This window comes from Pseudomonas sp. KB_15 (assembly GCF_052114525.1).
GTDB lineage: Bacteria > Pseudomonadota > Gammaproteobacteria > Pseudomonadales > Pseudomonadaceae > Aquipseudomonas.
Window position 1 is genome coordinate 13,088 of sequence record NZ_JBFREX010000042.1, and the last position, 25,036, is coordinate 38,123.

The 25,036-nt window shown below is 60.2% G+C and carries 21 protein-coding genes; 15 read left to right on the forward strand and 6 right to left on the reverse strand.

Features of this window, described 5'->3' with window-relative positions; genetic code table 11:
* Nucleotides 1-249 precede the first annotated feature (249 nt).
* The 15 genes from AB4Z35_RS24075 (at nt 250) to nuoN (ending at nt 18,442) form a co-directional block, all read left to right on the forward strand.
* Nucleotides 250-1,011 carry a secretin N-terminal domain-containing protein gene (locus tag AB4Z35_RS24075; protein ID WP_442099835.1) on the forward strand — a complete coding sequence of 254 codons (762 nt, stop codon included), beginning with the start codon at nt 250-252 and terminating at the stop codon, nt 1,009-1,011.
* Between the two features lie 476 nt (nt 1,012-1,487).
* Complete coding sequence (gene aceA / locus AB4Z35_RS24080) at nt 1,488-2,813, forward strand: isocitrate lyase (protein ID WP_007970439.1); 1,326 nt, start codon at nt 1,488-1,490, stop codon at nt 2,811-2,813.
* 690 nt (nt 2,814-3,503) lie between these two features.
* Nucleotides 3,504-3,917, forward strand: coding sequence for an NADH-quinone oxidoreductase subunit A (locus AB4Z35_RS24085; protein WP_003223812.1), 414 nt, complete (start codon nt 3,504-3,506; stop codon nt 3,915-3,917).
* Between the two features lie 10 nt (nt 3,918-3,927).
* Nucleotides 3,928-4,602 (forward strand): NuoB/complex I 20 kDa subunit family protein, encoded by a 675-nt coding sequence (locus AB4Z35_RS24090; protein WP_007970441.1) that lies wholly within the window; start codon nt 3,928-3,930, stop codon nt 4,600-4,602.
* Between the two features lie 72 nt (nt 4,603-4,674).
* Nucleotides 4,675-6,459, forward strand: a complete 1,785-nt coding sequence (gene nuoC, locus AB4Z35_RS24095) for an NADH-quinone oxidoreductase subunit C/D (RefSeq protein WP_007981273.1) — start codon at nt 4,675-4,677, stop codon at nt 6,457-6,459.
* A 2-nt stretch (nt 6,460-6,461) separates the two neighbouring features.
* Entirely contained in the window at nt 6,462-6,959 is a 498-nt protein-coding gene (gene nuoE, locus AB4Z35_RS24100) for an NADH-quinone oxidoreductase subunit NuoE (protein WP_442099837.1), read from the forward strand.
* The gene (gene nuoF / locus AB4Z35_RS24105) at nt 6,956-8,311 is read left to right on the forward strand and encodes an NADH-quinone oxidoreductase subunit NuoF (RefSeq protein ID WP_007993847.1); all 1,356 of its coding nucleotides are present in this window, start codon (nt 6,956-6,958) and stop codon (nt 8,309-8,311) included. Before nuoE ends, nuoF begins: the two co-directional genes overlap by 4 nt.
* A 137-nt stretch (nt 8,312-8,448) precedes the next feature.
* Nucleotides 8,449-11,163, forward strand: a complete 2,715-nt coding sequence (nuoG, locus tag AB4Z35_RS24110) for an NADH-quinone oxidoreductase subunit NuoG (RefSeq protein WP_442099838.1) — start codon at nt 8,449-8,451, stop codon at nt 11,161-11,163.
* Nucleotides 11,160-12,167 (forward strand): NADH-quinone oxidoreductase subunit NuoH, encoded by a 1,008-nt coding sequence (gene nuoH / locus AB4Z35_RS24115; RefSeq protein ID WP_007993849.1) that lies wholly within the window; start codon nt 11,160-11,162, stop codon nt 12,165-12,167. Before nuoG ends, nuoH begins: the two co-directional genes overlap by 4 nt.
* A 12-nt stretch (nt 12,168-12,179) precedes the next feature.
* A complete protein-coding gene (nuoI, locus tag AB4Z35_RS24120; protein ID WP_008032736.1) occupies nt 12,180-12,725 on the forward strand; it encodes an NADH-quinone oxidoreductase subunit NuoI in 546 nt (181 codons plus the stop codon).
* Between the two features lie 9 nt (nt 12,726-12,734).
* Complete coding sequence (nuoJ, locus tag AB4Z35_RS24125) at nt 12,735-13,238, forward strand: NADH-quinone oxidoreductase subunit J (RefSeq protein WP_442099839.1); 504 nt, start codon at nt 12,735-12,737, stop codon at nt 13,236-13,238.
* A gap of 2 nt (nt 13,239-13,240) precedes the next feature.
* Nucleotides 13,241-13,549, forward strand: coding sequence for an NADH-quinone oxidoreductase subunit NuoK (gene nuoK, locus AB4Z35_RS24130; RefSeq protein ID WP_007946416.1), 309 nt, complete (start codon nt 13,241-13,243; stop codon nt 13,547-13,549).
* Nucleotides 13,546-15,399 carry an NADH-quinone oxidoreductase subunit L gene (gene nuoL, locus AB4Z35_RS24135; RefSeq protein WP_442099840.1) on the forward strand — a complete coding sequence of 618 codons (1,854 nt, stop codon included), beginning with the start codon at nt 13,546-13,548 and terminating at the stop codon, nt 15,397-15,399. Before nuoK ends, nuoL begins: the two co-directional genes overlap by 4 nt.
* A gap of 39 nt (nt 15,400-15,438) precedes the next feature.
* A complete protein-coding gene (gene nuoM / locus AB4Z35_RS24140) occupies nt 15,439-16,971 on the forward strand; it encodes an NADH-quinone oxidoreductase subunit M (RefSeq protein ID WP_442099842.1) in 1,533 nt (510 codons plus the stop codon).
* Between the two features lie 7 nt (nt 16,972-16,978).
* Nucleotides 16,979-18,442, forward strand: coding sequence for an NADH-quinone oxidoreductase subunit NuoN (gene nuoN, locus AB4Z35_RS24145; RefSeq protein WP_204932922.1), 1,464 nt, complete (start codon nt 16,979-16,981; stop codon nt 18,440-18,442).
* Nucleotides 18,443-18,821: 379 nt separating this feature from the next.
* Here the strand turns inward: nuoN and AB4Z35_RS24150 are convergent, their stop codons facing one another.
* Genes AB4Z35_RS24150 through AB4Z35_RS24175 form a run of 6 tightly spaced genes read right to left on the reverse strand, consistent with a single transcriptional unit; the run spans nt 18,822 to nt 24,757 of the window.
* Nucleotides 18,822-20,564, reverse strand: coding sequence for an ABC transporter substrate-binding protein (locus AB4Z35_RS24150; protein WP_442099843.1), 1,743 nt, complete (start codon nt 20,562-20,564; stop codon nt 18,822-18,824).
* Nucleotides 20,565-20,610: 46 nt separating this feature from the next.
* Nucleotides 20,611-20,883: a DUF2160 domain-containing protein gene (locus tag AB4Z35_RS24155; protein ID WP_007981251.1), complete on the reverse strand. Its 273-nt coding sequence runs from the start codon at nt 20,881-20,883 to the stop codon at nt 20,611-20,613.
* Between the two features lie 10 nt (nt 20,884-20,893).
* A complete protein-coding gene (locus AB4Z35_RS24160) occupies nt 20,894-21,694 on the reverse strand; it encodes a carbohydrate ABC transporter permease (protein ID WP_007981249.1) in 801 nt (266 codons plus the stop codon).
* An 8-nt stretch (nt 21,695-21,702) separates the two neighbouring features.
* On the reverse strand, nt 21,703-22,569 hold the full coding sequence (locus tag AB4Z35_RS24165; RefSeq protein WP_007981247.1) for a carbohydrate ABC transporter permease: 867 nt from the start codon (nt 22,567-22,569) through the stop codon (nt 21,703-21,705).
* Nucleotides 22,566-23,663: an ABC transporter ATP-binding protein gene (locus AB4Z35_RS24170; RefSeq protein ID WP_442099846.1), complete on the reverse strand. Its 1,098-nt coding sequence runs from the start codon at nt 23,661-23,663 to the stop codon at nt 22,566-22,568. The genes AB4Z35_RS24165 and AB4Z35_RS24170 overlap by 4 nt, the downstream gene beginning before the upstream one ends.
* Entirely contained in the window at nt 23,663-24,757 is a 1,095-nt protein-coding gene (locus AB4Z35_RS24175; RefSeq protein ID WP_442099848.1) for an ABC transporter ATP-binding protein, read from the reverse strand. The genes AB4Z35_RS24170 and AB4Z35_RS24175 overlap by 1 nt, the downstream gene beginning before the upstream one ends.
* Between the last annotated feature and the right edge of the window lie 279 nt (nt 24,758-25,036).

Consider the following 25,036-nt stretch of genomic DNA (forward strand, 5'->3'; position numbering starts at 1 on the left):
AACACCACAAAACGCCCCGCCATCTTCGGATGCCGGGGCGTTTTGCTGCCTGCGATTCAACTTGCCCCATCCCGAGCCGACAACCTGATACCTGTAGGAGCGAGCTTGCTCGCGATGAACGTGAACGATGATGCCGAAAGTCTGGCACCCCGCAGCGCTCTCAAGACCATCGCGAGCAAGCTCGCTCCTACACACCCAAGGCCGACAAACTGGCACTATCATCAATTCAAGTTGGCGGAGATAACGGATATGTCCCTACGCACCCTGCTCATCACCTTGCTGGTGGCCTGCAGCTTTTCGGCCATGGCAGCCACCGAAATCGTGCCCCTGAACTACCACACCAGCGCCGACCTGTTGCCGGTAGCACAGGACTTCATTGGCAAGGAGGGACAAGTCAGCGCCTATGGCAATCAACTGATCGTCAACGCCGATCAGCGCAAGATCGACGAACTTAAGGCTCTTCTTTCGCAACTCGATACGGCACCCAAGCGCCTGCTGATCACCGTCGACACCAGCGACAACAACTTCCAGGGCGACCAGGGTTACTCGGTGAACGGCGCCAAGCCCAGCCAGACCCGCATCATCAACTACAGCACCGATAGCCGCGACGGCGGCATCCAGCAAGTGCAGGCCAGCGAAGGCGCACCGGCACTGATCCAGGTCGGCCAGAGCGTGCCGATCACCAGCAGCCAGAACGACTCCTATGGCGGTTACAGCAGCCAGACTGAGTACCGCAATGTCACCCAGGGTTTCTACGTCACGGCAAACGTCACCGGCGACATCGTTCACCTGTCGATCAGTACCAACCATGACCGCATGAGCCAGGAACGTCCCGATGTAGTGAACGTACAAAGCACCGACACAACCGTCACCGGCCACCTCGGTGAGTGGATCCTGCTGGCCGGGGTCAATGGCCAGACCCAGGCCGACAAACAGGGCCAGACCCGCAGCTACTCGACCCAGAGCCGCAACGACATGACTTTGCGGGTGAAAGTCGACACCCTGGACTAAAGCACCAAAAACTGACTGGCGAGTCGTATTAGACCAAAGATGTAGTGCTTGAAAAAAAGCACTACAAAACGTTTGACGAGCCAAAAAAGCGAAGGCATGATGGCCTCGCTCCCGCTAATCAGGGGCCCTGGCAAGGGCCTTCGAGGCGATGTTCGCAACCTACCCCCGCGAACCGCTTCGTGTCTGTACCGCCCACAAGGTGTGTTTGACGAGGTTGTCGACTGGAACGAAGTTGTCCCGAGGGACGGAAGCGTAATTAGGTAACCCGGCAGCACACTGATGTTCGTACCAAGGCCCACGACGCCCGAATGCGCCCGCAGTTCGCCTTTACCTGCTCACTTCCCCTCGAGCCCATCGTTCATCCCGTCGCCCTCCCCGCCGAATCCGACTTGACTGCTTAAGCTTCTGGTCAGCGAGCGCAGGAATTTTCCACCGCAGAACAACTTTTCATAAAGACGCGACGAGGTTTATCTCCCATGGCACTGACACGCGAACAGCAAATTGCAGCCCTCGAAAAAGACTGGGCTGAAAACCCGCGCTGGAAAGGCGTGACACGCACTTACTCCGCTGCTGACGTCGTCCGTCTGCGTGGCTCGGTTCAACCTGAGCACACTTTTGCAAAAATGGGCGCCGAGAAGCTGTGGAACCTGGTCACCCAGGGTGCCAAGCCGGCCTTCCGTCCTGAGAAAGATTTCGTCAACTGCATGGGCGCCCTGACCGGCGGCCAGGCCGTACAACAAGTCAAAGCCGGTATCCAGGCGATCTACCTGTCGGGCTGGCAGGTGGCTGCGGACAACAACTCCGCCGAATCGATGTACCCGGACCAGTCGCTGTACCCGGTGGACTCGGTTCCAACCGTGGTCAAGCGCATCAACAACTCGTTCCGTCGTGCCGACCAGATCCAGTGGAAAGCCGGCAAGAACCCGGGCGACGCTGGCTACATCGACTACTTCGCGCCAATCGTGGCTGACGCAGAAGCCGGTTTCGGCGGCGTACTGAACGCTTACGAGCTGATGAAGAGCATGATCGAAGCAGGCGCCGCCGGCGTTCACTTCGAAGACCAACTGGCTTCCGTGAAGAAATGCGGCCACATGGGCGGCAAGGTACTGGTTCCTACCCAGGAAGCCGTACAGAAGCTGACCGCTGCCCGTCTGGCAGCCGACGTTGCCGGTACTCCGACCATCATTCTGGCCCGTACCGACGCTAACGCTGCTGACCTGCTGACTTCCGACTGCGACCCGTACGACCAGCCATTCGTGACTGGCGAACGTACCCAGGAAGGCTTCTACAAAGTGCGCGCCGGCCTGGACCAGGCGATCGCCCGCGGCCTGGCTTACGCGCCGTACGCCGACCTGATCTGGTGCGAAACCGCCAAGCCGGATCTGGACGAAGCCCGTCGCTTTGCCGAAGCGATCAAGAAGGAATACCCGGACCAACTGCTGTCGTACAACTGCTCGCCTTCCTTCAACTGGAAGAAAAACCTGGACGACGCGACCATCGCCAAGTTCCAGCGCGAACTGTCTGCCATGGGCTACAAGCACCAGTTCATTACCCTGGCCGGCATTCACAACATGTGGCACAGCATGTTCAACCTGGCGCACGACTACGCCCGCAACGACATGACTGCCTACGTGAAGCTGCAAGAGCAGGAATTCGCTGACGCTGCCAAGGGTTACACCTTCGTGGCTCACCAACAGGAAGTGGGCACCGGCTACTTCGACGACATGACCACCGTGATCCAGGGTGGCTCGTCTTCGGTGACCGCGCTGACCGGTTCGACCGAAGAAGAACAGTTCCACTGATCCGCTTCGACTGAGACATCAGCCACTGCGGACCCGATAGAAAGCTAACCGCAGCGCTGCACATCTGACGCCCCGACTGGTTCGGGGCGTTTTTTTGCCTGCGATTTTTTGAATGCCCCCCCCTGTAGCAGCTGCCGAAGGCTGCGTTCGGCTGCGGAGCAGTCGTAAAACCCAAGCGCACGGTGAGTCAGGCACAACACGGTGAACGGCCTGGCGAGGACTGCGTCCTCGAACGCAGCCTTCGGCAGCTGCTACAGGGATCGCGCGCATGCCAGGTTCTGCGCTCAAAATCATTGATCCAGAGCAGTTTCCCGATCAGAAAAAAAGGGCAAAACGACCCCGCTCACTACTTGCAGTAACGCGCATATAAGCCAACTTGCCTGCCACTCACCCGTTAGACAGTTTAAAAACCGACACAAACAATATTGATTATCATTTATCGACAACTATGTTCGTTACATTCCCTACAAAACATAATTGACGAAATGCCACCCAATGCCCAAGGCGCAAGGCCTGCAGGGGGTTTTAAGCGCGCTATGTCCTTATTCCTATAAATAATTTCGCTATAGGAATTTTACTTGCCGGGTGTTTAGCCATAAAATCAGCAGGATTGATTGCTGCGACATATCGTCACTGCTTTTGTTTCTTTTCAAGCTCAGAGACCCTTGCTCTCTGTTAAGGATTACCAGCATGCCCGAAGCGACAGGACTCATGGCCCATAACTGGGGCTTTGCCATTTTCCTTCTAGGCGTCGTCGGCCTCTGCGCCTTCATGCTCGGTGTCTCCAGCCTACTCGGGTCAAAAGCCTGGGGCCGCAGCAAAAACGAACCGTTCGAGTCCGGCATGCTACCTACAGGTGGCGCCCGCTTGCGGCTCTCAGCCAAATTCTATCTGGTCGCGATGCTCTTCGTGATCTTCGATATCGAAGCCCTCTTTCTCTTTGCATGGTCTGTGTCCGTCCGCGAAAGCGGCTGGACCGGATTCGTCGAAGCTCTCGTTTTCATAGCAATTCTGTTGGCAGGCCTTGTCTACCTATTCCGAGTGGGCGCCCTTGACTGGGCTCCGGAAGCTCGGCGCAAGCGGCAAGCGAAGCTGAAACAATGAGGCTTTGGCAATGCAATACAATCTCACCAGGATCGACCCCGATGCTCCTAACGAGCAGTATCCGATTGGCCAGCGGGAAACCGTTTCCGATCCGTTAGAAGATCAAGTCCACAAAAACATTTTCATGGGCAAGCTCGAAGACGTGCTTAACGGCACGATCAACTGGGGGCGCAAGAACTCCCTGTGGCCGTACAACTTCGGTCTTTCGTGCTGCTACGTGGAAATGACCACCGCCTTCACGGCGCCCCACGACATCGCGCGCTTTGGCGCCGAGGTTATCCGGGCATCGCCGCGTCAGGCGGATTTCATGGTTATCGCCGGTACCTGCTTCATCAAGATGGCGCCGATCATTCAGCGTCTCTACGAGCAAATGCTCGAACCCAAATGGGTCATCTCCATGGGTTCGTGCGCCAACTCCGGTGGCATGTACGACATCTACTCCGTCGTTCAAGGGGTGGACAAGTTCCTGCCCGTGGACGTCTACGTGCCTGGCTGCCCGCCCCGCCCTGAAGCTTTCCTGCAAGGCTTGATGCTGCTGCAGGAGTCGATTGGCCAGGAGCGTCGCCCACTTTCCTGGGTCGTTGGCGATCAAGGCGTGTATCGCGCCGAGATGCCTTCCGAAAAGGAAAAGCGCCGCGAACAGCGTATTCAGGTAACCAACCTGCGCAGCCCCGACGAAGTCTGATCCAGATCTGCTGTTTCAAAGAAACGAGAAGCTGGCTTCATTCTTTACGTTGACCGAAAGCGATAAATAACCATGACTACAGGCAGTGCTCTGTACATCCCGCCTTACAAGGCAGACGACCAGGATGTGGTCGTCGAACTGAACAACCGTTTTGGCCCGGAGGCGTTCACCGCCCAGCCTACCCGCACCGGCATGCCGGTGCTTTGGGTTGCCCGTGCCAAACTCGTCGAAGTCCTGACCTTCCTGCGTAACCTGCCCAAGCCGTACGTCATGCTCTATGACCTGCACGGCGTGGACGAGCGTCTGCGTACCAAGCGTCAAGGGCTGCCGAACGGCGTCGACTTCTCCGTGTTCTATCACTTGATGTCGATCGAACGTAATAGTGACGTAATGATCAAGGTCGCCTTGTCCGAGAGCGACCTCAGCCTGCCGACCGTCACCAGCATCTGGCCCAACGCCAACTGGTACGAGCGTGAAGTCTGGGACATGTTCGGCATCGACTTCAAAGGCCACCCGCACCTGTCGCGCATCATGATGCCGCCGACCTGGGAAGGTCACCCGCTGCGCAAGGACTTCCCGGCCCGCGCCACCGAGTTCGACCCGTTCACCCTGAACCTTGCCAAGCAACAGCTCGAGGAAGAGTCCGCGCGCTTCAAGCCTGAAGACTGGGGCATGAAGCGTTCCGGCCCGAACGAGGACTACATGTTCCTCAACCTCGGCCCGAACCACCCGTCCGCGCACGGTGCGTTCCGCATCATCCTGCAGCTGGACGGCGAAGAGATCGTTGACTGCGTACCGGACGTCGGTTACCACCACCGTGGTGCCGAGAAGATGGCCGAGCGCCAGTCCTGGCACAGCTTCATCCCGTACACCGACCGTATCGACTACCTCGGCGGCGTGATGAACAACCTGCCGTACGTGCTCTCGGTCGAGAAGCTGGCCGGCATCAAGGTGCCCGAGAAGGTCGACGTCATCCGCATCATGATGGCCGAGTTCTTCCGGATCACCAGCCACCTGCTGTTCCTGGGTACCTACATCCAGGACGTCGGCGCCATGACTCCGGTGTTCTTCACCTTCACCGATCGCCAGCGCGCGTACACGGTGATCGAGGCGATTACCGGTTTCCGCCTGCACCCGGCCTGGTACCGCATCGGTGGCGTCGCCCACGACCTGCCGCGCGGCTGGGAAAAACTGGTCAAGGACTTCGTCGAGTGGATGCCCAAGCGTCTGGACGAATACCAGAAAGCCGCACTGGACAACAGCATCCTGCGAGGCCGGACCATCGGCGTCGCCGACTACAACACCAAAGAGGCCCTGGAATGGGGTGTCACCGGTGCCGGCCTGCGTTCGACCGGTTGCGATTTCGACCTGCGTAAAGCGCGCCCGTACTCGGGCTACGAGAACTTCGAATTCGAAGTGCCGCTGGCCGCCAATGGCGATGCCTACGACCGCTGCATCGTGCGTGTCGAAGAGATGCGCCAGAGCATCAGGATCATCGACCAGTGCCTGCGCAACATGCCGGAAGGCCCGTACAAGGCGGATCACCCGCTGACCACGCCGCCGCCGAAAGAGCGCACCCTGCAGCACATCGAAACCCTGATCACGCACTTCCTGCAAGTTTCGTGGGGCCCGGTCATGCCGGCCAACGAATCCTTCCAGATGATCGAAGCGACCAAGGGCATCAACAGTTATTACCTGACGAGCGATGGCGGCACCATGAGCTACCGCACCCGGATTCGTACCCCAAGCTTCCCGCACTTGCAGCAGATCCCTTCGGTGATCAAAGGCAGCATGGTCGCGGACTTGATTGCGTACCTGGGTAGTATCGATTTCGTTATGGCCGACGTGGACCGCTAAGCATGAACAGCACGCTTATCCAGACAGACCGTTTCGCCCTGAGCGAAACCGAGCGCTCGGCCATCGAGCACGAGTTGCATCACTACGAAGACCCGCGCGCGGCGTCGATCGAAGCCCTGAAGATCGTCCAGAAGGAACGTGGCTGGGTGCCGGACGGCGCCCTGTACGCCATCGGCGAGATCCTCGGCATCCCGGCCAGCGACGTTGAAGGTGTGGCGACGTTCTATAGCCAGATCTTCCGTCAGCCAGTGGGCCGTCACATCATTCGCGTCTGCGACAGCATGGTCTGCTACATCGGTGGCCACGAGTCCGTGGTCAGCGAAATCCAGAGCAAGCTGGGCATCGGCCTGGGTCAGACCACCGCCGACGGTCGTTTCACCCTGCTGCCGGTCTGCTGCCTCGGCAACTGCGACAAGGCGCCGGCGTTGATGATCGACGACGACACTTTCGGTGATGTGCAGCCAGCAAGCGTTGCCAAATTGCTCGAGGGCTACGTATGACCCTGACTTCTTTCGGTCCAGCCAACCGCATCAAGCGTTCGGCCGAGACTCACCCGCTCACCTGGCGTCTGCGTGACGATGGCGAAGCCGTCTGGCTCGACGAGTACCAGGCGAAGAACGGTTACGCCGCTGCGCGCAAGGCCTTCGCCGACATGGCCCAGGACGACATCGTCCAGACCGTGAAAGACTCCGGCCTCAAGGGGCGCGGCGGTGCAGGCTTCCCCACTGGCGTTAAGTGGGGCCTGATGCCAAAGGACGAATCCATCAACATCCGCTACCTGCTGTGCAACGCGGATGAAATGGAGCCGAACACCTGGAAAGACCGCATGCTGATGGAGCAACTGCCCCATCTGCTGATCGAAGGCATGCTGATCAGTGCCCGCGCACTGAAAACCTACCGTGGCTACATCTTCCTGCGTGGCGAATACACCACCGCCGCCAGGCACCTGAACCGTGCAGTGGAAGAAGCCAAGGCAGCAGGCCTGCTGGGCAAGAACATCCTGGGCAGCGGCTTCGATTTCGAGCTGTTCGTCCACACCGGCGCCGGGCGTTACATCTGCGGTGAAGAAACCGCACTGATCAACTCCCTCGAAGGCCGCCGCGCCAACCCGCGCTCCAAACCGCCCTTCCCCGCCGCCGTTGGCGTGTGGGGCAAGCCGACCTGCGTGAACAACGTCGAAACCCTGTGCAACGTGCCGGCGATCATTGCCGACGGCGTGGACTGGTACAAATCGTTGGCTCGCGAAGGTAGCGAAGACATGGGCACCAAGCTCATGGGCTTCTCCGGCAAGGTCAAGAACCCGGGCCTGTGGGAACTGCCGTTCGGCGTGACCGGTCGCGAGCTGTTCGAAGACTACGCCGGTGGCATGCGCGACGGTTACAAGCTCAAGTGCTGGCAGCCTGGCGGCGCCGGTACCGGCTTCCTGTTGCCGGAACACCTGGACGCACAAATGTACGCCGGCGGCATCGCCAAAGTGGGCACCCGTATGGGTACCGGCCTGGCCATGGCGGTGGACGACAGCGTCAACATGGTGTCCCTGCTGCGCAACATGGAGCAGTTCTTCGCCCGCGAATCCTGTGGTTTCTGCACCCCGTGCCGCGATGGCTTGCCATGGAGCGTCAAGCTCCTGATGGCCATCGAGAACGGTGAAGGCCAGCCAGGCGACATCGAGACCCTGCTGGGTCTGGTCGGTTTCCTCGGCCCAGGCAAGACCTTCTGTGCTCACGCACCGGGCGCCGTGGAGCCGTTGGGCAGCGCAATCAAATACTTCCGCCATGAGTTCGAAGCCGGTATCGCGCCTGTCAGCGCCACCGTCCCGCCTCTGGCAAGGCCGATCCTGGTCGGCGCGTAAACGCTTAAAAAAGGCGAAGGGTCCGTGCCCTTCGCTTTTCGTGTGATGACGCCTTTAACGGCTGTGTTGATTCACGCGGATAACAAGATTCCATTAGCCACGCCCGCTGACACCGGGCCAACGAAGAACTTTGAACCATGGCCACTATCCACGTAGACGGCAAAGAGCTCGAAGTCGATGGGGCAGACAACCTGTTACAGGCATGTCTGTCGCTAGGCCTCGATATTCCTTATTTCTGCTGGCACCCTGCCCTTGGCAGCGTTGGCGCTTGCCGCCAGTGCGCGGTCAAGCAGTACACCGACGAGAACGACACCCGTGGTCGTATCGTGATGTCCTGCATGACGCCTGCCACCGACAACACCTGGATCTCCATCGAAGATGAAGAGTCCAAGGCGTTCCGCGCCAGTGTTGTTGAATGGCTGATGACCAACCACCCTCACGACTGCCCGGTCTGTGAAGAAGGCGGTCACTGCCACCTGCAAGACATGACGGTAATGACCGGCCACAACGAGCGCCGTTACCGCTTCACCAAGCGTACTCACCAGAACCAGCAACTGGGCCCGTTCATTTCCCACGAAATGAACCGCTGCATCGCTTGCTACCGCTGCGTGCGCTTCTACAAGGACTACGCCGGCGGCACCGACCTCGGTGTGTACGGTGCCCACGACAACGTGTACTTCGGTCGCGTTGAAGATGGCGTGCTGGAAAGCGAGTTCTCCGGCAACCTCACCGAGGTCTGCCCGACCGGCGTGTTCACCGACAAGACTCACTCCGAGCGCTACAACCGCAAGTGGGACATGCAGTTCTCGCCGAGCATCTGCCATGGCTGCTCCAGCGGTTGCAACATTTCCCCGGGCGAGCGTTACGGCGAACTGCGTCGCATCGAAAACCGTTTCAACGGTTCGGTGAACCAGTACTTCCTGTGCGACCGTGGCCGTTTCGGCTATGGCTACGTCAACCGCGAAGACCGTCCGCGTCAGCCACTGCTGGCGGGCGGCGCCAAGCTGAGCCTCGACGACGCGCTGGATAAAGCCGCCGATCTGCTGCGCGGTCGCAACATCGTCGGTATCGGCTCGCCTCGCGCCAGCCTCGAAAGCAACTACGCGTTGCGCGAACTGGTCGGTGCCGAGCACTTCTACTCGGGTATCGAAGCGTCCGAACTGGAACGCATCCGCCTGGTCCTGCAAGTGCTGAAAGACAGCCCGCTGCCAGTGCCGAACATGCGCGACATCGAAGACCACGACGCCGTGTTCGTCCTCGGTGAAGACCTGACCCAGACCGCTGCACGCATGGCCCTGTCCCTGCGTCAATCGGTCAAGGGCAAGGCCGAAGACATGGCCGATGCCATGCGCGTTCAGCCTTGGCTCGACGCCGCGGTGAAGAACATCGGCCAGCACGCGCTGAACCCGCTGTTCATCGCCAGCCTGGCTGAAACCAAGCTCGACGACATCGCCGAAGAATGCGTTCACGCAGCTCCCGACGACCTGGCCCGCATCGGTTTCGCCGTGGCTCACGCCCTCGATGCCAGCGCTCCAGCCGTAGAAGGCCTGGACGCTGAAGCCCTCGAGCTGGCCAAGCGCATTGCCGACGCCCTGCTCGCGGCCAAGCGTCCGCTGATCATCGCCGGCACTTCCCTGGGCTCCAAAGCCCTGATCGAAGCGGCCGCGAACATCGCCAAGGCGCTGAAGCTGCGCGAGAAGAACGGTTCCATCAGCCTGATCGTGCCAGAGGCCAACAGCCTCGGCCTGGCCATGCTCGGTGGCGAATCGCTCGACGCCGCGCTGCAAGCAGTAATCTCTGGCAGTGCCGACGCCATCGTCGTGCTGGAAAACGATCTGTACACCCGTACCGACAATGCCAAGGTCGATGCCGCCCTGACCGCCGCGAAAGTGCTGATCGTCGCGGACCACCAGAAGACCGCCACCAGCGATCGCGCGCACCTGATCCTGCCAGCCGCCAGCTTCGCTGAGGGCGACGGTACCCTGGTCAGCCAGGAAGGTCGCGCCCAGCGCTTCTTCCAGGTCTTCGATCCGAAGTACATGGACGCGAGCATCCTGGTTCACGAAGGCTGGCGCTGGCTGCATGCCCTGCGCGCAACCCTGCTGAACCAGCCGATCGACTGGACCCAACTGGACCACGCCACCGCCGCTGTCGCTTCCAGCACACCGATTCTGAACCGCATTGTTGACGCCGCACCGTCCGCCGCGTTCCGCATCAAGGGCATGAAACTGGCCCGTGAACCGCTGCGCTACTCCGGTCGTACCGCCATGCGCGCCGACATCAACGTGCACGAACCGCGTACCCCGCAGGACAAGGACACCGCGTTCGCCTTCTCGATGGAAGGTTACTCGGGTTCGGCCGAACCGCGTCAGCAAGTGCCGTTCGCCTGGTCTCCGGGCTGGAACTCGCCGCAAGCCTGGAACAAGTTCCRGGACGAAGTCGGTGGTCACATCCGCGCTGGCGACCCGGGCACCCGCCTGATCGAAACCAGCGGTGACTCGCTGAACTGGTTCGCCAGCGTTCCGCGTGCGTTCAACCCGGCCCAGGGCACCTGGCAGGTTGTGCCGTTCTTCCACCTGTTCGGCAGCGAAGAGAACTCTTCGAAAGCCGCTCCGGTTCAGGAACGCATTCCGGCTGCTTATGTTGCTCTGGCCAAGTCCGAAGCCGACCGCCTGGGTGTCAATGACGGTGCCATGCTGAGCCTGAACGTGGCCGGCCAGACCCTGCGTCTGCCGCTGCGTATCAACGAAGAACTGGGCGCCGGTCTGGTGGCCTTGCCTGCGGGCATCGCCGGCATCCCGCCAGCGATCTTTGGCAAATCCGTTGACGGTCTGCAGGAGGCAGCGCAATGACCTTGTTCACTCCTGAAGTGATCGACATCATCATCGCGGTCCTCAAGGCCGTGGTGATTCTGCTCGCCGTGGTGGTCTGCGGCGCCCTGCTGAGCTGGGTCGAGCGTCGTTTGCTCGCCCTCTGGCAGGACCGTTACGGTCCGAACCGCGTCGGTCCGTTCGGCGCGTTCCAGATCGCGGCCGACATGATCAAGATGTTCTTCAAGGAAGACTGGACGCCGCCATTCGCCGACAAAGTGATCTTCACTTTGGCGCCGGTCGTGGCCATGAGCGCCTTGCTGATTGCCTTCGCGATCATCCCGATCACCCCGACCTGGGGTGTCGCGGACATCAACATCGGCATCCTGTTCTTCTTCGCCATGGCCGGTCTTTCGGTCTACGCGGTGCTGTTCGCCGGCTGGTCGAGCAACAACAAGTTCGCCCTGCTGGGCAGCTTGCGGGCCTCGGCGCAAACCGTGTCGTACGAAGTGTTCATGGGCCTGTCGCTGATGGGCATCGTGATCCAGGTCGGCTCGTTCAACATGCGCGACATCGTCGAATACCAGGCGCAGAACATGTGGTTCGTCATTCCGCAGATCTTCGGTTTCCTGACCTTCTTCATCGCTGGCGTGGCCGTGACTCACCGTCACCCGTTCGACCAGCCGGAAGCGGAACAGGAACTGGCCGACGGTTACCACATTGAATACGCCGGCATGAAATGGGGCATGTTCTTCGTCGGCGAGTACATCGGTATCGTGCTGATCTCGGCGCTGCTGGTGACCTTGTTCTTCGGTGGCTGGCACGGTCCGTTCGGCATCCTGCCGCAAATCCCGTTCATCTGGTTCGCGCTGAAAACCGCGTTCTTCATCATGTTCTTCATCCTGCTGCGCGCCTCGATTCCGCGCCCACGGTATGACCAAGTGATGGATTTCAGCTGGAAGTTCTGCCTGCCACTGACCCTCGTCAACATGCTGGTGACCGCTGCGATCGTGTTGCTCAACACGCCCGCCGTCGCGGCTCAGTGAGGATAGAGAATCATGAAGTACATTTTTGACATCGTGCATGGCTTCTTCACCCAGCTTCGCAGCCTGGTGATGATCTTCGGCCACGCCTTCCGCAAGCGCGACACGCTGCAGTACCCGGAAGAACCGGTCTACCTGCCGCCGCGCTACCGTGGGCGTATCGTCCTGACCCGCGACCCCGACGGTGAAGAGCGTTGCGTAGCGTGCAACCTGTGCGCCGTGGCGTGCCCGGTCGGTTGCATCTCGCTGCAGAAAGCTGAAACCGAAGACGGTCGCTGGTACCCGGACTTCTTCCGCATCAACTTCTCGCGCTGCATTTTCTGCGGCCTCTGCGAGGAAGCCTGCCCGACCACCGCGATCCAGCTGACGCCGGATTTCGAAATGGCCGAGTTCAAACGTCAGGACCTGGTTTACGAGAAAGAAGATCTGCTGATCTCCGGCCCCGGCAAAAACCCTGATTACAACTTCTATCGTGTTGCAGGTATGGCGATTGCCGGTAAGCCGAAAGGCTCCGCGCAGAATGAAGCCGAACCGATCAACGTGAAGAGCTTGCTGCCTTAAGGAAGAAAGATGGAATTCGCTTTCTATTTCGCATCGGGTATCGCTGTGGTGTCCACGCTTCGCGTGATCACCAACACCAACCCTGTGCACGCCCTGCTCTACCTGATCATTTCGCTGATCGCCGTGGCGATGACGTTCTTCGCCCTCGGCGCACCGTTTGCCGGTGTACTKGAAGTGATCGCCTACGCTGGCGCCATCATGGTGCTGTTCGTGTTCGTGGTGATGATGCTGAACCTGGGCCCGGCCTCGGTTCAGCAAGAGCGCGCCTGGCTCAAGCCCGGTATCTGGGGCGGCCCGGTCCTCCTCGCCGCGCTGCTGCTGGTAGAACTGCTGTATGTGCTGTTCTCCCACCATAGCGGCCAGGCCGTCGGCCACACCACCGTAGACGCCAAGGCCGTGGGCATCAGCCTGTTCGGTCCTTACCTGCTGGTGGTCGAACTCGCCTCGATGCTGCTGCTCGCCGCAGCCGTCACGGCGTTCCATCTGGGCCGTAACGAAGCCAAGGAGCAATGACGATGCCTGCTATCCCTATGGAGCATGGTCTGGCGGTCGCCGGCATCCTGTTCTGCCTCGGTCTGGTCGGCCTGATGGTCCGCCGCAACATTCTCTTCGTGCTGATGAGCCTGGAGGTCATGATGAATGCCTCCGCCCTGGCGTTCATCGTTGCCGGTAGCCGCTGGGCGCAGCCGGATGGACAGATCATGTTCATCCTGGTGATCAGCCTGGCAGCCGCCGAGGCCAGTATTGGCCTGGCAATCCTGCTGCAACTGTATCGCCGCTTCCACACGCTCGATATCGACGCTGCCAGTGAGATGCGCGGATGAACCTTCTCTATCTGACTTTCCTGTTCCCTCTGATCGGTTTTGTGCTGCTGGCGTTCTCCCGGGGCCGCCTCTCGGAAAACCTCTCGGCGCTGATCGGCGTCGGCTCCATTGGCCTCTCGGCGATCGTCGCGGCTTATGTGATCTGGCAATTCAACGTGGCTCCGCCGGAAGGCGGCCACTACACCCTGGTGTTATGGCAATGGATGGCGGTGGAAGGCTTCACGCCAAACTTCGCCCTGTACCTGGACGGCCTGTCGGTGACCATGCTCGGCGTGGTCGTCGGCGTCGGCTTCCTTATCCACCTGTTCGCGTCCTGGTACATGCGCGGTGAAGACGGCTACTCGCGCTTCTTCGCCTACACCAACCTGTTTATCGCCAGCATGCTGTTCCTGGTCCTGGCCGATAACCTGCTGTTCGTGTACTTCGGCTGGGAAGGCGTGGGCCTGTGCTCGTACCTGTTGATCGGTTTCTACTACAGCAACCGCAACAACGGTAACGCCGCACTCAAGGCCTTCATCGTGACCCGTATCGGTGACGTGTTCATGGCCATCGGCCTGTTCATTCTGTTTGCCCAACTGGGCACGCTGAACGTTCAGGAACTGCTGGTACTGGCTCCGCAGAAGTTCCAGTCCGGCGACTTCTGGATGGTCATGGCCACCCTGATGCTGCTGGGCGGCGCTGTCGGTAAATCCGCGCAACTGCCACTGCAAACCTGGCTGGCGGACGCGATGGCCGGTCCTACTCCGGTTTCGGCACTGATCCACGCCGCGACCATGGTGACCGCCGGTGTCTACCTGATCGCCCGTACCCACGGCCTGTTCACCCTGGCGCCGGAAATCCTGCACCTGGTGGGCATCGTTGGCGGTGTGACCCTGGTTCTGGCGGGTTTTGCAGCCCTGGTTCAGACCGACATCAAGCGTATCCTTGCCTACTCGACCATGAGCCAGATCGGCTACATGTTCCTGGCCCTGGGCGTTGGTGCCTGGGACGGCGCGATCTTCCACCTGATGACCCACGCCTTCTTCAAGGCCCTGCTGTTCCTTGCATCCGGTTCGGTAATCGTTGCCTGCCACCACGAGCAGAACATCTTCAAGATGGGCGGCCTGTGGAAGAAACTGCCACTGGCCTACGCCAGCTTCATCGTCGGCGGCGCGGCCCTGGCGGCCCTGCCTCTGGTGACCGCAGGCTTCTACTCCAAGGACGAAATCCTCTGGGAAGCGTTCGCCAGCGGCAACCACGGTCTGCTCTATGCAGGTCTGGTCGGCGCATTCATGACCTCGCTGTACACCTTCCGCCTGATCTTCATCGCGTTCCATGGTGAAGCGAAGACCGAAGCCCACGCCGGTCACGGCATCGCCCACTGGCTGCCACTGTCGGTGCTGATCGTATTGTCCACCGCCATCGGCGCGATGATCGTTCCACCGCTGCACGGCGTGCTGCCGCAAAGCGTCGGCCATGCCGGCGGCGAAGCCAAGCACAGCCTGGAAATCGCCTCGGGCGCCATCGCCCTGGCCGGTATCCTGCTGTCCGCGCTGCTGTTCCTCGGCAAGCGTCGCTTCGTCACCACCATCGCCAACAGCGGCATCGGCCGTATCCTCTCGGCCTGGTGGTTCGCTGCCTGGGGCTTCGACTGGATCTACGACAAACTGTTCGTCAAGCCGTACCTGGCGATCAACCACATCCTGCGCAAAGACCCGCTGGACCAGACCATCGGTCTGATCCCGCGTATGGCCAAAGGCGGCCACACCGCCCTGAGCCGTACCGAGACCGGTCAACTGCGTTGGTACGCCGCCTCGATGGCTGCTGGTGCCGTGCTGGTAATCGGCGCCGTCGTGCTGGTAGCGGTCTGATATGAACCTTGCGAACTTGCGAAAGGAATTGAGCCCGTCATGATTCTGCCTTGGCTAATCCTGATCCCCTTCATCGGCGGCCTGCTGTGCTGGATGGGTGAGCGCTTCGGCGCCACCCTCCCCCGCTGGATTGCGCTGATCACCATGTCCCTGCTGCTGTCCCTCGGCCTCTGGCTGTGGGCCAACGGTGACTATTCATTTGCACCAAAGCCTGGCGCCGATCCGACCTGGGCGCTTGAGTTCAAGCACGTCTGGATCCAGCGCTTCGGCATCAATGTGCACCTGGCCCTCGACGGCCTGTCGCTGTTGATGATCATGCTGACCGGTCTGCTGGGTGTCCTCTCGGTACTCTGCTCGTGGAAAGAGATCCAGCGTCATGTTGGCTTCTTCCACCTGAACCTGATGTGGATCCTGGGCGGTGTCGTCGGCGTGTTCCTCGCCCTCGACCTGTTCATGTTCTTCTTCTTCTGGGAAATGATGCTGGTGCCGATGTACTTCCTCATCGCGCTCTGGGGTCACAGTTCTTCGGACGGCAAGAAAACCCGGATCTACGCGGCGACCAAGTTCTTCATCTTCACTCAGGCTTCCGGCCTGATCATGCTGGTGGCGATCCTGGGTCTGGTACTGGTCAACTTCAACGACACCGGCGTGATTACCTTCAACTACGCCGACCTGTTGAAGACCAGGATGTCGACGACCACCGAGTACATCCTGATGCTCGGCTTCTTCATCGCCTTCGCGGTCAAGCTGCCCGTGGTACCGTTCCACTCCTGGTTGCCTGACGCCCACGCCCAGGCGCCGACCGCAGGTTCCGTCGACCTCGCCGGTATCTTGCTGAAGACCGCGGCCTACGGCTTGCTGCGTTTCGCCCTGCCGCTGTTCCCGAATGCGTCGGCCGAGTTCGCGCCGTTCGCCATGACCCTGGGTCTGATCGGGATTTTCTACGGTGCATTCCTGGCGTTCGCGCAAACCGACATCAAGCGTCTGATCGCCTTCTCGTCCGTTTCCCACATGGGCTTCGTACTGATCGGCATCTACTCCGGCAGCCAACTGGCGCTGCAGGGCGCGGTGATGCAGATGCTGGCGCACGGTCTGTCGGCGGCGGCACTCTTTATCCTGAGCGGCCAGTTGTACGAACGCACTCACACCCGCGACATGCGTGAAATGGGTGGCCTGTGGTCGAAGATCGCTTACCTGCCGGCCCTCAGCCTGTTCTTCGCAGCCGCGTCCCTGGGCTTGCCGGTTACCGGTAACTTCGTCGGTGAGTTCCTGATCCTGATCGGCACCTTCCCGATCGCCCCATGGGTCACCATCATCGCGACGTCCGGCCTGGTGTTCGGTTCGGTCTACTCGCTGATCATGATCCACCGTGCCTACTTCGGCCCGTCGAAATCGGACGCGGTGCTGCATGGCATGGACGGTCGCGAAATGATCATGGTGGTCGGTCTGGCAGCGCTGCTGATTTACATCGGCGTCTACCCGCAACCGTTCCTCGATACCTCTGCCGCTACGATGCATGGCGTGCAGCAATGGCTCGGCACCGCCTTCACTCAACTCGCTTCGGCCCGGTAAGAGCGCTATGGAATTCACGACTCAACACTTTATCGCGCTTGCGCCGTTGTTGATCACCAGCGCCACGATCATCGTGGTGATGCTGGCGATCGCCTGGCGCCGCAACCACTCCCAGACCTTCCTGCTGTCGGTGGCGGGTCTGAACCTGGCGTTGCTGTCGATCCTGCCAGCCTTGAAGGTCGCACCATTGGCTGTGACCCCGCTGCTGCAAATCGATAGCTTCGCTTGCCTGTACATGGCGCTGATCCTGGTCGCCACCCTCGCTTGTGTCACCCTCGCCCACGCCTACCTCGGCGATGGCGGCACGGGTTACCCGGGCAACCGTGAAGAACTGTACCTGCTGATCCTGATGGCCGCTGCCGGTGGCCTGGTTCTGGTCAGCGCGCAGCACCTGGCCGGGTTGTTCGTCGGTCTGGAACTGCTCTCGGTACCGGTCTACGGTCTGGTGGCTTATGCCTTCTTCAACAAGCGTTCGCTGGAAGCCGGCATCAAGTACATGGTGCTGTCGGCCGCCGGCTCCGCGTTCCTGTTGTTCGGTATGGCCCTGCTCTACGCTGACGCCGGTTCCCTGAGCTTCAACGGCATCGGCCAGGCCCTGGCGGCCACCGGCCTGCCAAGCTCGCTGGCGCAACTGGGCCTGGGCATGATGCTGATCGGCCTGGCGTTCAAGCTGTCGCTGGTACCGTTCCACCTCTGGACTCCAGACGTGTACGAAGGTGCTCCGGCGCCGGTGGCAGCGTTCCTGGCCACCGCTTCCAAGGTTGCCGTGTTCGCGGTGATGGTGCGTCTGTTCCAGATCTCGCCAGCGGCGAGCAGCGGCGTGCTGAGCAACGTACTGACCATCATCGCCATCGCGTCGATCCTGTTCGGTAACCTGCTGGCGCTGACCCAGAGCAACCTCAAGCGTCTGCTGGGTTACTCGTCCATCGCCCACTTCGGCTACCTGCTGATCGCCCTGGTGGCGAGCAAGGGTCTGGCCGTGGAAGCCATCGGCGTGTACCTGGTCACCTACGTGATCACCAGCCTCGGCGCCTTCGGCGTGATCACCCTGATGTCCTCGCCGTACAAAGGCCGTGACGCAGACGCCCTGTACGAATACCGCGGCCTGTTCTGGCGCCGTCCGTACCTCACCGCTGTGCTGACCGTTATGATGCTGTCCCTGGCCGGTATCCCGCTGACCGCTGGCTTCATCGGCAAGTTCTACATCATCGCCACCGGTGTCGAGTCGCACCAGTGGTGGCTGGTCGGTTCCCTGGTACTGGGCAGCGCCATCGGCGTCTTCTACTACCTGCGCGTGATGGTCACCCTGTACCTGATCGAACCGAACCTGCGCCGCGTCGACGCTCAACTGCACTGGGAACAACGTGCAGGCGGCGTGATGCTGCTGGCGATCGCGGTACTGGCCTTCTTCCTCGGCCTGTACCCACAACCGCTGCTGAACCTGGTTCAACAGTCGGGTCTGGCGGGTTGATCGCTTGAGCGACACTCGGCAGTAAACGGAAACGGCACCTTCGGGTGCCGTTTTTGCGTTTGATGCTTGAGCTTTTCGAATGCACTAATGGCTGAGGCTTCTGCTCCAGAGGGTTGCCAAATGCAAAGATCTTGCTGATTGGACCTGACCTGCCCACCGCTGGAAATTAATGACTCATTGAGATGCTTGTTCGGCTAGAGATGCTTTGTGTCTGGTACGCCCTCATCGCGAGCAARCTCGCTCCCACAGTGACCGAGGATACCCTCGGATTTTGTGTACGACACAAAACCTGTGGGAGCGGGCTTGCCCGCGAAGGTGTCGGGACAGACTCAAACAAAAACGGCACCTTTCGGTGCCGTTAGCGTTTACGGTTTAGCTGTTATTTACGCGCATCCGCCCACGATTTCAGCAGTTCGTTGTAGCTCACGGTCTCGCCTTTCGGTTTCTCGTTTTCCAGTTTGGGTTTCGGCGCGCCTGGCTGATCGAACCAGTACTGGGCATCGCGCTCAGGATTCATTTTCGGTGCGCAGGTGGCTTGTGCCTTCGAACGCTCCAGACGGGACATGATCGCGTCCTGATCCTTGGCCAGACCGTCCAGTGCCTGTTGCGGGGTTTTGTCGCCGCTCGCGGCTTCGGCGATGTGGCTCCACCACAACTGCGCGAGGCGAGGATAGTCCGGCACGTTGGTCCCGGTCGGGGTCCATTGCACGCGGGCCGGGCTGCGGTAGAACTCCACCAGGCCACCGAGCTTCGGCGCCAGGTCGGTCATGGCTTGCGAGTTGATGTCCGACTCGCGGATCGGGGTCAGGCCGACGATGGTTTTCTTCAGCGACACGGTTTTCGAGGTCACGAACTGCGCGTAGAGCCAGGCCGCCAGTTTTTGCTTTTCAGGCGTGGACTTCATGAAGGTCCAGGAACCCACGTCCTGATACCCCAGTTTCATCCCCTCCTCCCAGTACGGCCCTCGCGGCGACGGCGCCATCCGCCATTTCGGCGTGCCATCGGCGTTCATCACTGCCAGACCTGGCTTGGTCATGTCGGCGGTGAACGCTGTGTACCAGAAGATCTGCTGGGCGATGCYGCCCTGGGACGGCACCGGGCCGGATTCGGAGAAGGTCATGCCTGCCGCTTCCGGTGGCGCGTACTTCTTCAGCCAGTCGACGTATTTGGTGGTGGCAAACACCGCCGCCGGGCCGTTGGTGTCGCCGCCACGAGTCACGCTGGAGCCCACCGGATGGCAATCCTCGACACGAATGCCCCACTCGTCCACCGGCAAGCCATTGGGGATGCCCTTGTCGCCGCCACCGGCCATGGAGAACCAGGCATCGGTGAAGCGCCAGCCCAGGGACGGGTCTTTCTTGCCGTAGTCCATGTGCCCGTAAACGCGCTTGCCGTCGATTTCCTTGACGTCTTCGCTGAAGAATTTGGCGATGTCCTCATAGGCCGACCAGTTCACCGGCACGCCCAGCTCGTAGCCGTACTTTTCCTTGAACTTGGCCTTGAGGTCCGCGCGTTCGAACCAGTCGGCGCGGAACCAGTACAGGTTGGCGAACTGCTGGTCAGGCAATTGATAGATCTTGCCGTCCGGTGCAGTGGTGAACGAGATGCCGATGAAATCCTTGATATCGAGGGTCGGCGAGGTGAAGTCCTTGCCTTCGTTAGCCATCAGGTCGGTGATCGATTCGGTCTTGCCATAGCGAAAGTGCGTACCGATCAGGTCCGAGTCGTTGACCCAGCCGTCATAGATGCTCTTGTCCGATTGCATCACGGTCTGCAGCTTTTCCACGACGTCGCCTTCTTGCAGCAGGTCGTGGGTGACTTTGATCCCGGTGATCTCGGTAAAGGCCTTGGCCAGTACCTTGGACTCGTACTCGTGGGTGGCGATGGTTTCCGAGACGACTTTGATGTCCATCCCGCGAAACGGCTCGGCGGCCTTGATAAACCACTTCAGCTCCGCCAACTGCTGATCGGCCGTCAGGGTGGACGGCTTGAACTCGCTGCCAATCCATTTCTTCGCGGCGTCTTCATAGGCATCGGCCCAGGCCGAAGCGCTCAAACCGCTGAGTGCCAGCATGGCTGCCAATGAAATGCTATGTCGCAGCTTATTGTTTTTATCGAACATAAGACCTCCTTATTGAGTTTCGGAGCAACATTGCCGAGCGATTCGACTAGCCCCAACGCATCACAGCCAACAGCCACACCAGGGACAACGCAAAGGCCACCCAGATGCTCCAGTCGGTGACGCCGATTACCAGCAAATGCAGGTAGGCGCTGCCGAGAAGACCGATAAACAACCGATCGCCACGGGTGGTGGCAATTGGTAGAACACCTCGCCGAAGCACGCTCGGCGAACGCAATTCCCAGGTGGTCATGCCCAGCAGGATCAAGGCAATAACGCCGAAGAACGCCGCCGTGGGGACCGTCCAACTCATCCATTCCATCATCAGCTCCTCATACCCGGCCCAGGGCAAAGCCCTTGGCCACGTGGTTGCGAACAAACCAGATCACCAGCATGCCTGGCAGGATAGTCAGCACCCCCGCCGCCGCCAGTACCCCCCAGTCGATACCGGATGCCGAGACGGTGCGCGTCATCACCGCTGCGATCGGTTTGGCGTTGACCGAAGTGAGGGTTCGCGCCAGCAGCAGTTCGACCCAGGAAAACATGAAGCAGAAGAACGCCGTGACGCCGATGCCGGAGCCGATCAGCGGGATGAAAATCTTCACGAAGAACTTGGGAAAACTGTAGCCATCGATGTAGGCGGTTTCGTCGATTTCCTTGGGCACGCCGGACATGAAGCCTTCGAGAATCCACACCGCCAGCGGCACGTTGAACAGGCAGTGAGCCAGGGCCACGGCGATGTGGGTGTCGAACAACCCGATCGAGGAATACAGCTGGAAGAACGGCAACAGGAACACCGCCGGTGGCGCCATGCGGTTGGTCAGCAGCCAGAAGAACAGGTGCTTGTCGCCAAGGAAGCGATAACGCGAAAACGCATAAGCCGCCGGCAGCGCCACRCTCAGGGAAATCACCGTGTTCAGGCTCACGTAGTACAGCGAGTTGAGGTAACCGGTGTACCAGCTCGGGTCGGTGAAGATCACCTTGTAGTTGTGGAAGGTGAAATCCTGGGGAAACAGCGTCAGGCCACCGAGGATTTCGTTGTTGCTCTTGAAGGACATGTTCAGCAGCCAGTAGATCGGCACCAGCAGGAACAGGATGTAGAGCAGCAGTGGAACCAGCTTTCTCTTGCTCATGGCGGGCCTCAGCGGTTGGCGTCGGAGTGAGTCATGGCGGTGTAGAACAGCCAGGACACCAACAGGATGATCAGGAAGTACACCAGCGAAAATGCCGCTGCCGGCCCCAGGTCGAATTGCCCTACGGCCATCTGGGTCAGGGTCTGACTGAGGAACGTCGTTGCATTGCCCGGACCGCCGCCTGTCAGCACGAAGGGCTCGGTGTAGATCATGAAGCTGTCCATGAAGCGCAGCATCACAGCGATCAGCAGCACACTCTTGAGCTTGGGCAACTGGATATGCCGGAACACCGCCCAGGCCGAGGCACGGTCGATCCGCGCCGCCTGGTAATACACATCCGGAATCGCCCGCAACCCGGAGAAGCACAACAGCGCCACCAGCGACGTCCAGTGCCAGACGTCCATCACCAGCACGGTGACCCAGGCGTCCATGGTGTTCGCCGCATAGTTGTAGCTGATGCCCATGGCGTTGAGGCTCGAACCGAGCAGGCCGATGTCGGCGCGGCCGAAGATCTGCCAGATGGTGCCGACCACGTTCCACGGGATCAGTAGCGGGATCGCCAGTACGATCAACACCACCGAAGACCAGCGGCCCTTGGTTGGCATGGTCAGGGCGATGGCGATGCCCAGAGGGATTTCGATCAGCAGCACACAGGCGGAATAGATGAACTGGCGCAGCAACGAGTCATGCAAGCGAGGGTCGAGCAGCACCTGCTTGTACCAGTCGGCACCGACGAAATAGCGGCTGGACTGGTCGAAAATGTCCTGCACCGAATAGTTGACCACGGTCATCATCGGGATCACCGCACTGAACGCCACCAGCAGGAACACGGGTAGCACCAGCCACCAGGCCTTGTTGTTCTGCACCTTGTTCATGGCAGCACCTCCAGCAAGTAATCATCGGCGTAGACCATCAGCCACTGCCCCGGGAAACTGATGTACGCCGTGCCGTCGGGCACCGGTTTGTCCTCGGCCAGGCGTACTTTCAGCAGCACGCCGTCGAGGTTCAGGGTCATGATTTTGTAAGTGCCCAGGTCCTCGACGTGTACGACCTTTGCCTGCAACGCGTCATCAAAGGCCTCCTCCCACACATGGACGAACTCCGGACGGATGCCGACCTTCAGGCTTTTCCATTCGCTGTCGGCGATGCGTTTCTGCATCGCCTCGGACAACGGCAAGTGAGTCCCGGCAAAACCGACACCGCCGGCCTGAGGCTGCACCTCGATCAGGTTCATCCCCGGACTGCCAATGAAGTAGCCGACAAAGGTGTGGCTCGGCCGCTCGAACAACTCCCTGGGTGTGCCGAACTGCACGATCTGCCCGCCGTACATCACCGCGATCTTGTCGGCGAAGGTCGAAGCCTCGAGCTGATCGTGGGTGACGTAGACCATGGTGATGTTGAACTGTTCGTGAATCTGCTTGAGCTTGCGCCGCAGCTTCCACTTCAAATGTGGATCGATCACCGTCAGCGGCTCATCGAACAGGATCGCCGACACGTCATCGCGCACCAGCCCGCGGCCCATGGAGACTTTCTGTTTTTCGTCGGCGGTGAGGTTGCGCGCCTTTTTGCTCAGCAGGCTCTGCAGGTCGAGGACTTCGGCGATTTCCTGCACCTTGGTATGAATTCTTGCCTCGGCCATGCCTTGGTTGCGCAGCGGGAAGGCCAGATTGTCGAACACCGTCATGGTGTCGTAGACCACCGGAAACTGGAAAACCTGGGCGATGTTGCGCTTCTCCGGGGTCAGGTCATTGACCGCTTTGCCGTCGAACAGTACATGCCCCTGGGACGGGCTGAGCAGCCCGGAAATGATGTTGAGCAAGGTTGATTTGCCACAGCCCGATGGACCGAGCAACGCGTAGGCGCCGCCTTGCTCCCAGATGTGGTCCATCTCGCGGATCGCGTAGTCCTCGGGGCCTGCCGGGGTCCTGGTGTAGCTGTGGGCGAGATTCTGCAAACGGATTTCGGCCATCAGGCAACCCTCGCGATACGCCGGCCCGGCGCCTGGACCAGCCGCCCCTGCGTATCGAACACAAACAGTTTATGGGTCGGGATGTAGATACGGATCGGCGCGTCGACGTCGTATTCGTGAACACCCGGCAAGTGCAGCACCAGCAGGAAATGCTCGTTGCGCACGTGAAGAAAGGTTTCCGAGCCGCTGATTTCCGCGACTTCGACAGTCACCGCCAGTTCGAGATCATCATCGTTGCTCGGCACCAGCGAGATATGGCTGGGCCGTACGCCGAAGCGGAACTCGCCCTCGCCCACCGGGCGCAAATCGACGTTCAGCGGAAAGTGCACGAAGTTGGCGAAACTCACTTCGTTGCCGGCAATGCGACCCGGCATCAGGTTGATCGGCGGCTCGGAGAACAGCTCGGCCGCCAGCACGGTTTGCGGCTGGTGATAGACCGAAGAAGACCGGCCGCTCTGGATCACCCGGCCTTCATGAAGAATGGTCGTGGTGCCGCCCAGAGCCAGGGCTTCGTTGGGTTCGGTGGTGGCGTAGATGGCAATGGTGTGGTGCGCCTTGAACAACTCGCGCATTTCCTGGCGCAGCTCTTCACGCAACTTGTAGTCGAGGTTGACCAGCGGTTCGTCGAACAGGATCAACTCGGCATCCTTGACCAGCGCCCGGGCCATGGCAGTGCGTTGTTGCTGACCGCCGGAAAGCTCCAGCGGATAGCGCTTGAGAAACTTTTCGATGCGCAGCATCTTCGCGGTTTCCAGCACCTTGCTCTGGATCAGATCATTGGATACACCGGCCTGGCGCAGCGGCGAGGCGATGTTGTCGAACACCGTCATGGTCGGGTAATTGATGAACTGCTGATAAACCATCGACACATTACGCAAGCGCACCGGCCGTTGGGTAACGTCGACGCCGTTCATCAGGATGCGGCCGCTGTCGGGCTTGTCCAGACCGGCCATGAGGCGCATCAGGCTGGTTTTGCCGGACAAGGTGCGACCCAGCAAAACGTTGAAGGAACCGGGTTCAAAACTCAGGTTGGCATCGTCGATCCAGATCTGGCCCTCGACGGTGCGGCTGACGTGCTCCAGGGTTAATGACATGGCTCGGCCTTTTTTATTTTTGGAATCAAGCGACCGGAGCTGTAAAGCGACATTTGTGCCAGAAATTGCAAACGATTGATTCAGTTTGAAATTCCTGAAAATGACTACGGAGTCACGTTCGTTGCTGAACACAAATGAACAACCGGAAATGAACAACTGAACAGTTCACCCATTGACAGTGAACAATAGTGAACAACACTCTACGGACAGTTAATGGTCCCTGTAGCAGCTGGCGCAGCCTGCGTTCGGCGGCGCAGCCGTCGTGAAATCAGGCAGCGC

Bases quoted from the DNA above. Each gene is read 5' to 3' on its own strand.
- AB4Z35_RS24075 (WP_442099835.1), top strand. From the start codon at position 250: ATGTCCCTACGCACCCTGCTCATCACCTTGCTGGTGGCCTGCAGCTTT.
- aceA (WP_007970439.1), top strand. From the start codon at position 1,488: ATGGCACTGACACGCGAACAGCAAATTGCAGCCCTCGAAAAAGACTGG.
- AB4Z35_RS24085 (WP_003223812.1), top strand. From the start codon at position 3,504: ATGCCCGAAGCGACAGGACTCATGGCCCATAACTGGGGCTTTGCCATT.
- AB4Z35_RS24090 (WP_007970441.1), top strand. From the start codon at position 3,928: ATGCAATACAATCTCACCAGGATCGACCCCGATGCTCCTAACGAGCAG.
- nuoC (WP_007981273.1), top strand. From the start codon at position 4,675: ATGACTACAGGCAGTGCTCTGTACATCCCGCCTTACAAGGCAGACGAC.
- nuoE (WP_442099837.1), top strand. From the start codon at position 6,462: ATGAACAGCACGCTTATCCAGACAGACCGTTTCGCCCTGAGCGAAACC.
- nuoF (WP_007993847.1), top strand. From the start codon at position 6,956: ATGACCCTGACTTCTTTCGGTCCAGCCAACCGCATCAAGCGTTCGGCC.
- nuoH (WP_007993849.1), top strand. From the start codon at position 11,160: ATGACCTTGTTCACTCCTGAAGTGATCGACATCATCATCGCGGTCCTC.
- nuoI (WP_008032736.1), top strand. From the start codon at position 12,180: ATGAAGTACATTTTTGACATCGTGCATGGCTTCTTCACCCAGCTTCGC.
- nuoK (WP_007946416.1), top strand. From the start codon at position 13,241: ATGCCTGCTATCCCTATGGAGCATGGTCTGGCGGTCGCCGGCATCCTG.
- nuoL (WP_442099840.1), top strand. From the start codon at position 13,546: ATGAACCTTCTCTATCTGACTTTCCTGTTCCCTCTGATCGGTTTTGTG.
- nuoM (WP_442099842.1), top strand. From the start codon at position 15,439: ATGATTCTGCCTTGGCTAATCCTGATCCCCTTCATCGGCGGCCTGCTG.
- nuoN (WP_204932922.1), top strand. From the start codon at position 16,979: ATGGAATTCACGACTCAACACTTTATCGCGCTTGCGCCGTTGTTGATC.
- AB4Z35_RS24155 (WP_007981251.1), bottom strand. From the start codon at position 20,883: ATGGAATGGATGAGTTGGACGGTCCCCACGGCGGCGTTCTTCGGCGTT.
- AB4Z35_RS24165 (WP_007981247.1), bottom strand. From the start codon at position 22,569: ATGAACAAGGTGCAGAACAACAAGGCCTGGTGGCTGGTGCTACCCGTG.
- AB4Z35_RS24170 (WP_442099846.1), bottom strand. From the start codon at position 23,663: ATGGCCGAAATCCGTTTGCAGAATCTCGCCCACAGCTACACCAGGACC.
- AB4Z35_RS24175 (WP_442099848.1), bottom strand. From the start codon at position 24,757: ATGTCATTAACCCTGGAGCACGTCAGCCGCACCGTCGAGGGCCAGATC.